Origin of the sequence: Cryptosporangium aurantiacum (assembly GCF_900143005.1) — a bacterium.
In the GTDB taxonomy this organism is placed as follows: domain Bacteria; phylum Actinomycetota; class Actinomycetes; order Mycobacteriales; family Cryptosporangiaceae; genus Cryptosporangium; species Cryptosporangium aurantiacum.
This window is the reverse complement of sequence record NZ_FRCS01000001.1, coordinates 1,119,882-1,133,437: the sequence shown is the minus strand read 5'-3', so window position 1 is coordinate 1,133,437 and position 13,556 is coordinate 1,119,882. Positions and strand designations below refer to the sequence as shown.

10 protein-coding genes are annotated in these 13,556 nt (G+C 71.8%); 5 read left to right on the top strand and 5 right to left on the bottom strand.

Annotated features, from left to right (window positions below; all coding sequences use genetic code 11):
• Positions 1-20: 20 nt before the first annotated feature.
• Together BUB75_RS04910 and BUB75_RS04905 are read right to left on the bottom strand one after the other, a co-directional pair.
• Complete coding sequence (locus tag BUB75_RS04910; protein WP_073251801.1) at positions 21-1,523, bottom strand: ABC transporter substrate-binding protein; 1,503 nt, start codon at positions 1,521-1,523, stop codon at positions 21-23.
• Positions 1,524-1,645: 122 nt separating this feature from the next.
• On the bottom strand, positions 1,646-2,356 hold the full coding sequence (locus BUB75_RS04905; RefSeq protein WP_073251799.1) for a DUF1684 domain-containing protein: 711 nt from the start codon (positions 2,354-2,356) through the stop codon (positions 1,646-1,648).
• Between the two features lie 186 nt (positions 2,357-2,542).
• On the opposite strand from BUB75_RS04905, the gene BUB75_RS04900 reads away from it, so the two are divergent.
• Together BUB75_RS04900 and BUB75_RS04895 are read left to right on the top strand one after the other, a co-directional pair.
• Positions 2,543-2,896: a YciI family protein gene (locus BUB75_RS04900; RefSeq protein WP_073251797.1), complete on the top strand. Its 354-nt coding sequence runs from the start codon at positions 2,543-2,545 to the stop codon at positions 2,894-2,896.
• A gap of 47 nt (positions 2,897-2,943) precedes the next feature.
• Positions 2,944-3,390 carry a DUF309 domain-containing protein gene (locus tag BUB75_RS04895; RefSeq protein WP_073251795.1) on the top strand — a complete coding sequence of 149 codons (447 nt, stop codon included), beginning with the start codon at positions 2,944-2,946 and terminating at the stop codon, positions 3,388-3,390.
• Here the strand turns inward: BUB75_RS04895 and BUB75_RS04890 are convergent.
• Positions 3,383-5,638, bottom strand: coding sequence for an ATP-binding protein (locus tag BUB75_RS04890; RefSeq protein ID WP_073251794.1), 2,256 nt, complete (start codon positions 5,636-5,638; stop codon positions 3,383-3,385). The two genes, BUB75_RS04895 and BUB75_RS04890, sit on opposite strands and share 8 nt — an antisense overlap.
• 128 nt (positions 5,639-5,766) lie before the next feature.
• On the opposite strand from BUB75_RS04890, the gene BUB75_RS04885 reads away from it, so the two are divergent.
• On the top strand, positions 5,767-8,280 hold the full coding sequence (locus BUB75_RS04885; protein ID WP_073251791.1) for an aminotransferase class I/II-fold pyridoxal phosphate-dependent enzyme: 2,514 nt from the start codon (positions 5,767-5,769) through the stop codon (positions 8,278-8,280).
• A gap of 35 nt (positions 8,281-8,315) precedes the next feature.
• Positions 8,316-9,863, top strand: a complete 1,548-nt coding sequence (locus tag BUB75_RS04880; protein WP_073251789.1) for a response regulator — start codon at positions 8,316-8,318, stop codon at positions 9,861-9,863.
• Positions 9,864-9,877: 14 nt separating this feature from the next.
• Here the strand turns inward: BUB75_RS04880 and BUB75_RS04875 are convergent, their stop codons facing one another.
• Entirely contained in the window at positions 9,878-10,828 is a 951-nt protein-coding gene (locus BUB75_RS04875) for a hypothetical protein (protein WP_073251787.1), read from the bottom strand.
• 119 nt (positions 10,829-10,947) lie between these two features.
• Between BUB75_RS04875 and BUB75_RS04870 the strand changes: the two genes are divergently transcribed.
• On the top strand, positions 10,948-12,234 hold the full coding sequence (locus tag BUB75_RS04870; RefSeq protein ID WP_073251784.1) for a methyl-accepting chemotaxis protein: 1,287 nt from the start codon (positions 10,948-10,950) through the stop codon (positions 12,232-12,234).
• Here the strand turns inward: BUB75_RS04870 and BUB75_RS04865 are convergent.
• Entirely contained in the window at positions 12,215-13,549 is a 1,335-nt protein-coding gene (locus BUB75_RS04865) for a hypothetical protein (protein WP_073251782.1), read from the bottom strand. The two genes, BUB75_RS04870 and BUB75_RS04865, sit on opposite strands and share 20 nt — an antisense overlap.
• Between the last annotated feature and the right edge of the window lie 7 nt (positions 13,550-13,556).

Sequence of the window (13,556 nt, the reverse complement as noted above, 5' to 3'; positions counted from 1 at the left end):
CTCCCGAACCTTTACCGGTTTCAACTCTTCGTGATGCCGTACGCGTAGAACTGCGAGTTCAGGCCGTTGACCGGGTACCCCGACAGCTTCGACGACGCGACCACGATCTGCGGATACAGGTACAGCCAGTCCGAAGCCGCGTCCTGCGCGATCTGCTCGTTCACCTTCTTGAGCAGCGCGGTCTGCTGCTCCTCGGTGTCCGACTGCTCGGCCTGCTTGACCCACGCGGTGACCTGCGGGTTGTCGTAACCCCAGTAGAACGTCGGGTCGCCGTACCAGACCACGTCCCGGTCGTTGACGTGCTCCTGCAGCGTCGCGGCGAAGTCGTGGTTCTTGTAGACCTTCGTGTACCACTCGTCCGCGGTGATCACGTTGATGTTCACCGTGATGCCGACCTTCGCCAGCTCGGACTTGACGAACGTCGCGACGGTCGGGTGCGGGTCGTAGTTCGGGGTGTCGAGCGTGAACGTGAAACCGTTCGGGTAGCCGGCCGCGGCCAGCTCCTTCTTCGCGAGCGCGACGTCGTACGGGTTGACCTTCGTCAGGTCGACGTACCAGGGGTCGGTCGGCGGCACCATCGAGCCGATCAGCGTGCCGTACTCGCCCCAGATCGACTGCAGGAGCTTCGCGTCGTCGATCGCCGAGGACACGGCCTTGCGGACGCCCACCTTGTTGAACGGCGCGACCTTGTCGTTGAACGCGAGCAGCAGCTTCGTCGTCGACTTGCCGTCGTTGATCGTGTAGTCGTCGTTGTCGAACTGCTCGAGCGCGTCCGGCGACTGCTCCGAGGTCACCACGTCCACCTGGTTGGTGAGCAGCGCGTTGTTCAGCGCGGTCGCCTCGGTGAAGTAGTGGAAGACCACGCCGCTGTTCTTCGGAGCTGTGCCCCAGTAGCCGTCGAACTTCGTCAGCGTCAGCGTCGAGCCGCGCTTCCAGGCGCTGAGCTTGTAGGGCCCGGTGCCGTCCTCGGTCGTGCTGAGGTTCTTCGCCTCGTCGTTGATCACCCAGACGTAGCTGAGGTTGTAGACGAACGAGATCGACTTGCTCGACAGCGTCACGACGACCGTCTTGGCGTCCGGCGTCGCGATGCTCTTGATCACCTCGAAGCTGCTCTTGCGCGCGGACTGCGAGTTCTCCGCGGTGACCTTCTCGATGCTGTACTTGACGTCCGCCGAGGTCAGCGCCTTGCCGGAGTGGAACTTCACGCCGTCGCGCAGCGTGAACGTGTAGGTCAGGCCGTCCGGGCTGACCTGGTGATCAGCCGCGAGCAGCGGCTCGACCTTGCCCTCGTCGGTGAGCTTGAACAGCCCCTCGTAGACGTTGCCGTTGAACGCCTCGGTGACGCCCTGCCCGCCGCCGTTCGTGTTGTCCAGGTTCTGCGGCTCGTAGAGCGAGCCGACCTGGATGATCGCGTTCGCGTCCGCCGTCCCCGACCCGCCGTCGTCGTTTCCGCCGCCGCAGGCGGCGAGCGCCAGCACCGCGGTGAGGATCCCGCCGATCACTGCTTTCCGTTTCACACAAATCCGATCTCTACGCCACGCGGCGAACCACCGCTGGCTGGGGGGTTGGGGTGGGGTTTGCGACTGCGGGCCGGTGCGGCACGCGGTCGGTTGCTCTCCGGCGGGGCGCCGCCGCCCGGCCGTGCTCAGGAAGGCGCGAAGCCGCCGCGGAAGACCGGCAGCTTCTCGCCGGCTTCGATCCGGCCGGCGAGGCGGTTCTGCCGCGGCGGCATCGGACAGTTGTATTCGGCCGAGAAGCCGCAGGGCGGGACGAACGCGCGGTTGAAGTCGAGCACGACCCGATCGGCGCCCGGCTGCCGCTCGACGAACAGGAACCGCCCGGCGGCGTACGTGTCGACGCCGTTGGTCTCGTCGCCGAACACCAGCAGCAGCGTGCCGTCGTCGTCGAACGCGTTCAGCGTGTAGTCGACGCCCGCCCGGGTGAGCAGAATGTCGCCGGGCACCGCGAGGTCGCGCGTCCGCCCGTTGTCGCGGAGATGCTCGAACGGCACGCGCTTCGGCTCACCGTCGCTACGCAGCGTTGCCTTGAGGACCAGGTCCGGGTTATACGGAAATACGTCGATCGTCTCGAAATGCTGGATCGCCGGGGAGTTCGCGTCCCAGTGGCGGATGCCGTGCTCGACCGCTCCGGTCGTGAGGTTGCGCCGCTGCAGCCGGGTGACCGTCACCCCGTCCGCCAACTCCACGACCGGCTCCGGCTCATCCGGCGCTGACCAGCGGGTTTCCACCAGCGCGAGGTTGCCGGTCGGCGCGGTGACGGAGGCGAGCCGCGACGTGCGCCAGGCTGTCCACTCGGCGGCGGCGCTGGAGACGGAGGCGGAGGTTGGTGCGGACATCGGGCGGAGCTCACTTCGACGGTTCGGACACGGTGCGTGACTTTCCGGACCGATTAACCCTACCTGGCCGATGGAGTATTCCCCTGGGAGGGCTACGTCACTCCGTTTCCCCAGGCCACGTGCGCGTTAAGACCGGTTCGCCCAAAGGCCACCAAGGCGGTGGCGCGCAGCCGATAGGGTGCGCGAATGTTCGTTGTGACACTCACTTACGTCGCTGATATTTCCGAAGTGGACGCCGAGGAAGAGGCCCACCTGGCCTGGCTCGACAGCCAGTTCGCCGATGGCGTTTTTGTCGCCTCCGGCCGCCGGGTGCCGCGCCACGGCGGCGTGATCCTCGCGGACGGCCTCGACCGCGAGGAGCTGAACCGGCGCCTTTCGCTCGACCCCTACGCCGAGAAGTGCCTGGCCGACTACACCGTGGTGGAGTTCGACCCCACCCGCGTCGCGCCCGGTTACGAGAAGCTGCGCTCCGACACCGCGACCGGCGCGTCCGGCGTGGCCGGCGTTCCGCCTCGCTCGGCGTCCCAGCCGGACGCGTAACCCTCGCCACGGTCTCCCCCGCTGTCCGGGCGGGGGAGAATGGAACCGTGAACCGGGACCGGGACGACCGTGGGCGGCCGCGACAGGCGCGTCCGCGGGATGCGCTGGGACGTCCGCTGCCGTACGGCGACCCCCGTGGCGTCCCCCCGGTCTCGGAGGAGCCGTTGCCGCCGCCGCAGACGCTCGCCGAGGCTCAGCGTCTGCTGGACAGTGGGCGTGCGTTCTCCGCGCACGAGGTGCTGGAGGCGGCCTGGAAGGCCGCGCCGGAGCCGGAGCGTGAGCTCTGGCAGGGCCTCGCCCAGTTCTGCGTCGGGATCACCCACGCGCAGCGCGGCAACCGGGCAGGATCGGCGCGCCTGTTCGCCCGGGGTGTGGCCCGCTTGCGTCCGTACGCCGAGTCACCACCGCACGGGGTCGACGTCCCCGGCCTCCTCGCCTGGTACGACGCCCACGCCGCCGACCCAACGGGCACCGCGCCTCCCACCCTCACGTGAGGTGCAGATCGACCTCGGTCAGCAGCCGGTGGACGTCGATCGGCTTCGCGATGAACGCGTCGGCGCCCGCCGTCCGCAGCCGCCGCTCGGCGCCACCGGAGACGTCGGCGGTGACGATGATGACCGGCGTCCGGCGCAGCACCGGATCGGCGTGGTTGCGCACGGCCGCGAGAACCTCGTCGCCGCTCATCTCCGGTAGGTGCACGTCGAGCAGCACCAGCGCGGGCCGGAGCTCCTCGACCAGCCGTACCCCGGACGCACCGTCCGGCGCGACGACCAGGTGGAGCTTCTCGCGCTTGCTCAGCACCCGCTGCACCAGCGTGACGTTCGCCGGATTGTCCTCGACGTAGAGCACGGTCGTCGTGGCCAGCGTCGGACCGTTCGGGCCGAGGTCCAGGACCGGGGGATGGTCGCTGTCCGGCATCGCTGCCATCGCGGGCAGGTCGAGGTGGAACGTGGTCCCGATGCCCTCGATGCTGCTGAGGCTGATCCGGGCGCCCATCGCGTCCATCAGGCTCTTGGCCAGCGACAGGCCCAGGCCGGTGCCCTCGACCCCGGTCCGCTCGGCACCCAGCCGCTCGAACGGCACGAAGACCTCGTTCAGCCGGTCGGCGGGGATGCCGATGCCGCTGTCGGCCACGGTGATCCGCAGCCAGTCGGCCAGTTCGGGCGCGACCCGGTTCCCGGCGTCGTCGGCCGGGTGGTACTCGACCGTGACCTGACCGCCGCGCCGGTTGTACTTCACCGCGTTCGACAGCAGGTTGATCAGCACCTGGCGGAGCCGCTGCCGGTCGGCGCGGGCGATCATGCCGACGTCGGACGCGGTCGGCCGGCCCAGCGCGATGCCGTTCTCCTCCGCCGCCGGACGCATCAAGTCCAGGCACTCGTCGACGACCGGCTCGACCCGGACGTCCTCGACCGAGAGCGAGAGCCGCCCGGTTTCGATCCGGGCGACGTCGAGCGCGTCGTTGATCACCGCGAGCAGGTGCCTGCCCGCCCTGACGATCTGGTTGAGGTTGTCGGCGTCTTCGTGGTCCAGCTCGGCGAGCTCCAGGAGCTGGGCGAACCCGAGGATCGCGTTGAGCGGCGTACGCAGCTCGTGGCTCATCCGGGACAGGAACTCGCTCTTCGCCCGGTTCGAGCGCTCCGCACGGTCGCGGGCCTGCTCGGCGCGGTCGCGGGCGGCGTTCGCGTTCAACGTCTCCTGGCGGCGCTCGGTGACGTCGTGCAGCGTGCCGCCGAACCCAATGACCTCGCCCGCGGCGTTGAGGATCGCCTTGCCCTGGACCTCCATCCACCGCGGGCGGCCGTCCCGGTCGAGGAACCGGACGTCCTTGATCGTGCGCTGGGCCTGGTCGCGCATGCCTTCGACGAGGTGCTCAGCCGCGACGTGGTGGTCGTCCGGGTGGACGCGGTCCATCGCGTTCCGGCCGATCATGTCCTCGGTCGGGATGCCGGTCAGCCTGGTCCACGCCTGGTTGACGTAGGAGATCCGGCCCAGCATGTCGACCTGGACGATCACCGAGCCGATCTGGTCGAGGATCGCGCGGGCCTGGCGCTCTTCACTCTCGTCCGCGGCCAGCGTGCGGCGGCGCGCGATAGCGGCACCGATCAGCGCACCCGCGCCGACCGCGACCTCGCCCCGCTCGCCGGACTTCAGGTTCTCGACGACCGCGGCCTCGTTGACCAGGCCGCCGATCCGCAGCGCGGCGAGGACCTGCCCCTCGTGCGACACCGGGAGCAGGACGGCCGGGCCGCCGAGGCTGGTCGCGTCGACGATCGGCCGCCCCTCGTCCAGGCGTTGCCACTGGATGTCGCTCAGGCCCGGCGCGGCGCCGATGCCGGGCGTCCCGGCCGGAAGGTCGGGGAGTGGAGCCGGTCCGGCCGCCGGGGTGAGCGGCGGCGGAACCGATGCGGCGTGGACGCCGGGCTCGGGCATCGGCGGGAGGCCGGGCGTGAGGCCCGGTGCGTCCGCCAGGCTGGTGGGCCCCGCCGCGGCCTCGGCGCCGGCGAGCGGGAACGGGTCGGTCGGGCCGGGGTTGGACGCCGGGCGGACGACGAGTTCACCGCGCCGGCCGCCGACGTAGGCGGCCACCGCGACCACTGACAGTTCGAGGCCGCTGTCCAGCGCCGTCACCGTCGACGCGGAGAGCAGCGTTCCGACCTCGACGAGCAACTCGACGCCCGACCGGTCGTCGACGCTGTACGCCGCGCCGGAGGTAGCCGGTTCCGTTGTCCGGTTCGTCACATCCACCCGATCGGCAAGCGTGTGCGGATGCTGAGGCGGGTTGCAGGCCGGTTATAGCCCTCAATCCCGGACGGACGCCGCCGATCAGCGCCGGAGCAATCAACGGACAACAAGGGAGCCCCTCCGCCATGCCGACCGCTGCTGACGTGTTGCGCGCCGTTGACGACATCATCTCCGACGGTGTGCGCCGGGGGATGTTGCACAACGTCGCCGAGGACGACCGCCTCGACGGCCGGATCGTCACCGTCCGTGGACGCCGACTGGTCAACTTCGGCTCGTGCAGCTACCTCGGGCTCGAGACGCACCCCGCGCTCGCCGAGGCCGTGACCGACGCGGTGACCCGGTACGGAACGCAGTTCTCCTCGTCCCGCGCCTACCTCTCCTCCCCCGCGTACACCGAGGCCGAGTCGCTGCTCAGCGAGGTGTTCGGGCGGCCGACGCTGATCACGCCGAGCACCACGCTCGGGCACATGGCGGCGATGCCGACGCTGATCGGCGTGAACGACGCGCTGCTGCTCGACCACCAGGTGCACGCCAGCGTCCAGACCGCGGCCAAGCTGGCGCAGGCGCAGGGCACGCTGGTCGAGCTGGTGCCGCACAGCGACCTGGAGAAGCTGGCCGCCCGGGTCGCCGAGCTGTCCCGCACCCACGACCGGATCTGGTACGCGGGCGACGGGCTCTACAGCATGTACGCCGACTTCGCGCCGGTCGACGCGCTGTGCCGGATGGTGGAGGAGTTCCCGAAGCTCTGGCTCTACCTCGACGACGCCCACGGCGCGTCGTGGACCGGGAAGAACGGACGCGGCCACGTGCTCGACCGGCTCACCCCGGCAGCCGCCGAGCGCACGCTCGTCGCCGCGTCGCTGAACAAGTCGTTCGCGGCCGCCGGTGGTGCGCTCACGTTCCCGACCGAGGAGCTGCTCCGCCAGGTCCGGACGGTCGGCGGCCCGATGATCTTCTCCGGCCCGGTGCAGCCCCCGATGCTCGGCGCGGTCATCGCGTCCGCGCGCTGGCACCTCTCGCCGGCGGTCACCGAGCGGCAGGAGCGGCTCCAGGCGTCGATCCGCCTGTTCAACCGGCTGGCCGAGGAGCAGGGGCTGCCGCTGGTCTCGGTGGACGAGTCGCCGATCCGGTACATCGCGGCCGGTGGGCCGCCGGTCGCCTATAATCTCACCGGGCGGCTGCTGGACGCCGGTTTCTTCGTCGACACCGCGTCGTACCCCGCGGTGGCCGCGAAGCGTTCCGGCGCCCGGGTGACGCTGACCTACCACCACACCGACGCCGACATCGTCGCGCTCGTCGACGCGATCGCGGCGGCGCTTCCTGCCGCGCTCGCCGACGAGGGCAGCTCCGCCGAGGAGCTGGTCAGCGTGTTCTCCCGGCAGCTGGCCGGGCGTCCGGTGCGGCTCCGGCCGGTGCCGGTCGCGCCGGCGATCCCGCTCCGGGCGATGGACTCGGTGGAGTCCGCACCCTCGGCTGACGGTGAGCTGCGGCTGGAGCGGCACGACACGATCGGGACCGTCGACCGAGACGAGTGGGACCGGATGCTCGCCGGACGCGGTGCGTTCGGCTGGGCGGCGCTGCGCACGTTCGAGCGCGCGTTCGACGGTGACCCGGCGTCCGACCCGCAGGGCTGGCGGTTCACGTACTGGATCGTGCGGGACGCGTCGGACGCGCCGGTCGCCGCGACGTTCTTCACGACCGCGTGCTGGAAGGACGACATGCTCTCGACGGTCGAGGTCTCGGCCGAGGTCGAGCGGCGGCGCGCCGAGCTGCCGATGTACCTGACGTCGACCGTCGTCGGCATGGGTTCGCTGATCACCGAGGGCGACCACCTCTGGCTCGACCGCAGTGCGGACTGGCGGGCGGCGCTCCGGCTGCTCCTGACCGCCGCCCGGACCGAGGAGGAGAAGGTCGGCGCCTCCGCGCTCGCGCTGCGCGACCTGGAGGACGACGGCTCGCCGGAGGCGCAGGAGTTGCACGACTTCCTGGTCGGGGAAGGCTTCCTCCGACTGCCGACGATGCCGACCTGGGAGCGTGAGCTCGATTTCGCCGACGACACCCAGTTCCTCGCCGGGCTGGCGAAGAAGGCCAGGTACCACCAGCGCACCGCGGTGCTGAGCTGGGAGGACCGCTACCAGGTGGAGAACATCGTCGGTGGCAGCTCGGCCGCGGCGGCGCTGACCACGGCCGAGCGCGACCACCTCTACCGCCTCTACCGGAACGTGCACGCCCGCAACCTGGAGCTGAACGTGTTCCCGCTGCCGCGGCGGCTGTTCGACGAGGTGCTGGCCGAGTCGTGCTGGGAGCTGGCCCTGCTCCGGCTGACCGACGGGCCGGACGAGCCGATCGCGTTCGCGCTGCTCTACCACGGTCCGGAGCACGTCGCGCCGGTGTTCGTCGGCCTCGACTACACCTACGTGGCATCGCACCGCAGCTACCAGCAGACGCTCTGGCAGACGTTCCGCACCGGGCAGCGCCGGGGCGCCAAGCGCCTGCTGCTGGGGATGAGCGCCGACCTGCAGAAGTCGCGGTTCGGCGCGCGGCCCCGCCGCCGCGTCGTCTACCTGCAGCCGACCGAGCAGTACCAGGCCGACGTCCTGAACCAGCTCACCGAGGCGATCGCCGCCCAGGCCGCCTGATACCGCAGCGGCCCGACCCCCCTTGACGAGGACCCATGAACCCCGACCAGTCCGCTGAATCGATCGTCCGACTACTGTCCAACAGCCTCACGTTCGGTATCCGGACGCCGCTGCACTCGCTGCTCGGCTTCGGTGAGCTGCTGGTCATGGCGGGCCTCGACGAGAGCCAGCGCCAGCTGGCCGAGCAGGTGATCAGCGGCGCCGAAGAGGTGCTGTCCGCGTGCAACCGCATCGGCGCGCTGCTCGGGGTGCTCGCCACCAGGGCCTCCGGGTCCACCGCGGCCGAGCCGGCCGCGCGGTCCTTCGACCTGCCCGAACTGCTGGGTGAGGTCACCGCCGTGGTCAGCACGACCACGTCGGTGGGGGTCCAGATCGACCCGCGGATCCCGACCTCGCTGGTCGGCGACCGGGACGCGCTGGTCGACGCGCTGTCCGAGCTCGTGACGAACGCGGTGGCGCACGGCCGCCCGCCGTTCGCGATCGCGGTGGAGCGGGCGGGGCACTCCGGCCCGGAAGGGCTGCCGGTGCGGTTCTCGGTCACCGACGCCGGGCCGGGCCTCCCCGCGCACGTCTGGGCGGGATTGCACTCGGCCCGGCCGACGCCGCCGGAAGACGGCCGTCACTTCGGGCTCTATCTGGCCCGGTTGCTCGCCGACCGGCTCGGCGGCAGGCTCACCGCGACCCGCGGCTCGGCCGGTGGCACCGCGGTCACGCTCTCGGCACCGCTGCGGCCTGCCGACAGCGCGGTGCCGGGTGCGGCCGTGCGCGCGGTGGCCAGCCGGATGGGTCTCCGGGTGCTGCTGGTCGAGGACAACACCGTCAACCGGATCCTGGCCCAGCGGCAGTTCGCCCGGCTCGGACACGCGTTGGACACGGTGACGACCGGCGCGGCCGGGATCGCCGCCGCGATCCAGGGTGACTACGACGTCGTGCTGATGGACCGGCACCTGCCGGACATCGACGGCATCGAGACGACCCGCCGGATCCGCGCGGCCGAGGAGCAGCTCGCGGTTCCCCGCCGGGTGCGGGTCATCGCGGTGACCGCGGACGTGTCGTCCGGCACCCAGGAGGAGTGTCTGGCCGCGGGCATGGACGGCTTCCTGTCCAAGCCGGTCGACCTGGAACGGTTGCGGGCCGCGCTCGCCACGGTCACCCCCGGCGCGGACGCTCCGGCGCCGCCGACCGAGATCACGGCTCCGGCCACGCCGCTGCCGACGCAGGTGGAGGTCGACGTCGCGGTCGTCACCCGGCTGACCGAGGAGCTGGACGGTGACCGGAGCGCGGCGATGGGGCTGCTCCGGGCATACCTGACCGAGCTGCCCGGCCGGCGGCTGCGGTTGCAGGGCGCGATTCGGCGCTCGAACACCCGGCAGACGGTCGCGGCCGCCGACTCGCTGCGGTCGGCGAGCATCACGGTCGGGGCGGTACGGGTCGCCAGAGCGTGCACCCGGATCGGCGTCGCGGCCGAGACCGGGGATCTACTGGCCTGCCACAACCTGCTACCGGAACTGCTGGAGGCGTGCGAGAAGGCCAACGCGATGCTCGGCCGGATGGTCAGCGTCCCGGAGCCCGTGTCGTCCTGACGGCCGTGCCCGGCTCAGGGCACCACCCAGCCGGTGAGCGCGGCGACCAGCGTCCCGTCCGGCTCCACGTTCTCCACGTGCAGCAGCGCCAGCTTCGTCGTGAGGTTCTGCGGCTCGGCGGCCAGCCGTGAGGTGAGGACGCAGACCGTGGTGCCCGGCGTCGGCGACACCCAGCCGACGCCCGGGTTGGCCCGGATCGCGTCCACGCACTCGCCGGCCGTCGTGCGCGGTCCGGACACCACCGCGTACCGGGCCGCCTCGTCGAAGTCCAGGTGGTACCCGTCGTCGCAGTTGCGGTAGGCGGCGTCGGCGCCGGTCGGCGGCAGGACACGCGGCTCGTCCAGGTCGACGCCGGTGCCCTCGCACGTGCTCGGCTGCACGCGGACGAGCTGCGCGGAGTACGCAGTGGTGTAGTCGGCCTTCGGATCGAGCCGGTCCGGGTCCGGCGCGGGTGCGGACGGCGTCGGCGACGGGAGCACCGGCGCCGGGACGACCGCCTGCGGTGAGGCCGGCTGCTCCGGCGTGATCCGGACGCCGTCCGCCGCGCTGGCGGCCGCGCTCGCCGCCCGCTCGGCCGCGACCTGCGCGGACGTCGCGCGTCCGACCGCCATGATGCCGGTGATCGTCGCGACGCCGGCGATCAGGAGCGCGACGAGCGCGAGCCCGAGCGCGACCACCGGGAGCCCGGCGTCGGTCAGCGTTCCCGGCAGCGGATCGAGGTCCGCACCGGACGCGGAGTGACGTCCGGACGACGCCGCCGCGGTGAAGCCGAGGAATCCGGTGTCCTCGGCCGGGTCGTCGTTCCGGTCGGGGGCGTCGTGATCCGGGGCGTCGTGGCCGGGTGCGTCGTGGCCGGGTGTATCGCGGTCGGTGACCGTGCGGCCGTAGACGGTCGCGGACCGCCCGTAGAGCGTCCCCGGGCGGGTGTAGGAAGGCCCGTCGGACGATCGGGGCGGCGCGGCCATCGAGTTATCTCCCACCCGAATGTGCGGACGAGCCAATCGAACCCGATTTGCCCTATTACGCGCAGTTTGACACGCCGTGCCGCGCTCAACCCCGCCGACGTGATGCCGATCACTCGGATATGACTTCGGCGCTAGAACGGCTACCTCGCGGTGGACGCCTTTCCGACGAGTCGTGGGCCGCGCGCCACCGGATCATGCTCCGGCTGCTGTGGTGTCACGTCCCGGTGTTGGTGCTGATCGGCCTGCTCGGCCCGATGCCGGTCTGGGAGGCCGTGGTCCTCCCCGCGGCCATCGCGGCGCTCGCGGTCGGGGGCGGGATCGCGCCGGCGCCGAAGTCGCGGGCGGCGCTCACCAGCATCGGGCTCATCGCGTGCACGTTCGTCGCGATCGAGCTGACCGGCGGCCAGATGGCCGCCCACATCCACCTCTACGCGATCCTCATCTTCGTCGCGCTCTACCAGCAGTGGACGCCGCTGCTCTGGGCCGTGCTGGTGGTGCTGATCCACCACGGCGTCCTCGGCCTGCTGGCTCCGGAACGGGTCTTCGGCGACCACACCCACACCGCCGAGGCGATCGTGATGGTCGGCGTCCACGCGGGGCTCGCCACGCTGGAGATCGTCGGCATCATCGTCTTCTGGCACTTCGCCGAGCAGGCCGAGCACGAGGTCGAGACGATGGCCGCGATCGCCGACCAGGAGCGTCGCGACCGCGACCTGGCCGCCCAGGAGACCGCCGTACGCCAGGCGGAGGCCGAACGGCAGCGGGGCCAGGAGGCGGTCGCGCACTCCGAGCGGCTCGCCGGGGACGCCGCCGACATCGGCGCCGGTGCCCGGGTGGCGCTCGACGCGCTCGACGTCGTCGGTTCCGAACTGGGGCGGTTGTCCAGCGCCGTGCAGGACGTCGCCCGGCGCTCCGCGCACGCGTCCGAGACCGCCGCGGCCGGTCAGGCGACCGCGGCCAGCGCCACCGAACGCGTGCAGAACCTGGAGCGGTCAGTGGGCGAGATCGCCGAGGTCAACGCGCTGATCGCGCAGCTCGCCGGCCAGACGAACCTGCTGTCGCTGAACGCCACGATCGAGGCGGCCCGCGCGGGCGACCTCGGCAAGGGCTTCGCGGTCGTCGCGAGCGAGGTCAAGCAGCTCGCCAACGAGACGGCGTCTTCGGCGGGCGAGGTGAGCCGGGTGATCGCCGCGATCGTCGGCGAGACCGAGGCGGTCGCGCAGAGCTTCACGTCCACCGCCGAGGTCGTCGAGTCGGTCAAGGCGCTGCAGGACGACATCGCGGACGCGGTCGACGAGCAGGCGAGGGTGCTGGCCGAGGTCACCCGCCAGCTGGATACCGCGGCGCAGGCGTCCCAGGAGATCCTGGCCGGCCTCGACCGTCTGGTCACCGCGGACCGGGGCTGAACCCCTCGGCGGGCTCCGCCCGGCGGAACTGGGCGTTCTGCGCGGCGACGACCGCCGCGAGGTCCCGCTCGAGCAGCTCGGGGTCGTTCCTGCCGACCAGGTCCCTGGCGTAACCCAGCAGCGCCCAGTCGATCCGTGGGCCGCCGCCCGGTTCGCCGCGCCAGAGCTCGGCCGGCCAGCGCGGTCCGTCGAGCGGCAACCGGAGCGTCCCGCGCCGCGCGCGCCGCCCGCGCTCGTCGAGGATCCGGGCGCACCCTTCCTGGAGGACACGGTGGGCCTCGGCCTCCGACCCCGCGACGAGCGCGCGGTAGGTGTTCCACTCGTCGGTGTGCGCCGCGACCGCGTCGTGCGCCGTCCGCTGCAGGTCGGCGGCCCGCTTCTCGACGTCGCGCACCGCCTTCCCGACCTCCGCGGCACGGTCGGCGTAGGGGTTGTGCACGAGCACCTTCAACGCGACCGTCGACAGGCTCAGCAACAGCAGCAGGATGACGAACACCGGGAGCACGCGCGCCAGCTCGGGGAAGTCCCGCACGGCCAACGCCGCACGGATGTAGCCGAACACGCCGAGCAACCCGAGCACGAGCGCGGCGAACACGACCGGCACGGTCAGCCGCGGCCACGGCAGATCGCTCGGCTTCCGCTCCTCGGGCTCCGGACGCCACTGCCACAGCACCCGCTTGGCGAGCGTCCACGGGGTGAGCGGGTCGCGGGTGGGCCGCCTGCTCGACCGGTCGCGGTGCCGGAACAGGTTCTCGGCCAGCATCGTGCCGGCCACGTACAGCGCGATCGCCATCCCGGCACCGGGGAGGTAGGCCAGGTAGTACGCGATGCTTCCGGTCTCGAAGTCGAGCATCTGCTGGACGACGACGCCGACGAACGCCGCGTCGAAGACCGCGCTCGCGGCCAGCGCCGGCCAGACCAACCAGGTCGGACGCACCCGCCGCCGGAGCCGGTTCTCCGGGCCGTCGTCGGCGTGCCGCTGCGCCACCCGCTCCGCCTCGGACCGCGCTTGCCCGACCGCGTCCGCGTTGGTGAACCGGGTGACCCCCTCGATCGTGTGCCGCGCGGCGTGCCACGTCTCGAGCATGCGCTTCGACCGGTCCTGCAGCGTCTGGTGCGCGCGCCCCAGCGACGCGTTGGCCTCCGCGAACGCGCGCAGCAGCGCGGCGGCCTCGACGTCGTCGATCTGCTCGGTCGTCGGTTCCGGCGGCAGGACGGCCGGGCCCGGCGGTGTGTTGCCGCACGGCATCGGCGCGGCCCACGACAGTCCGGCGCCCGGTCCGCCCCGGCCGTTCGCTGCTGCCAGGTCATTCATCGATCTA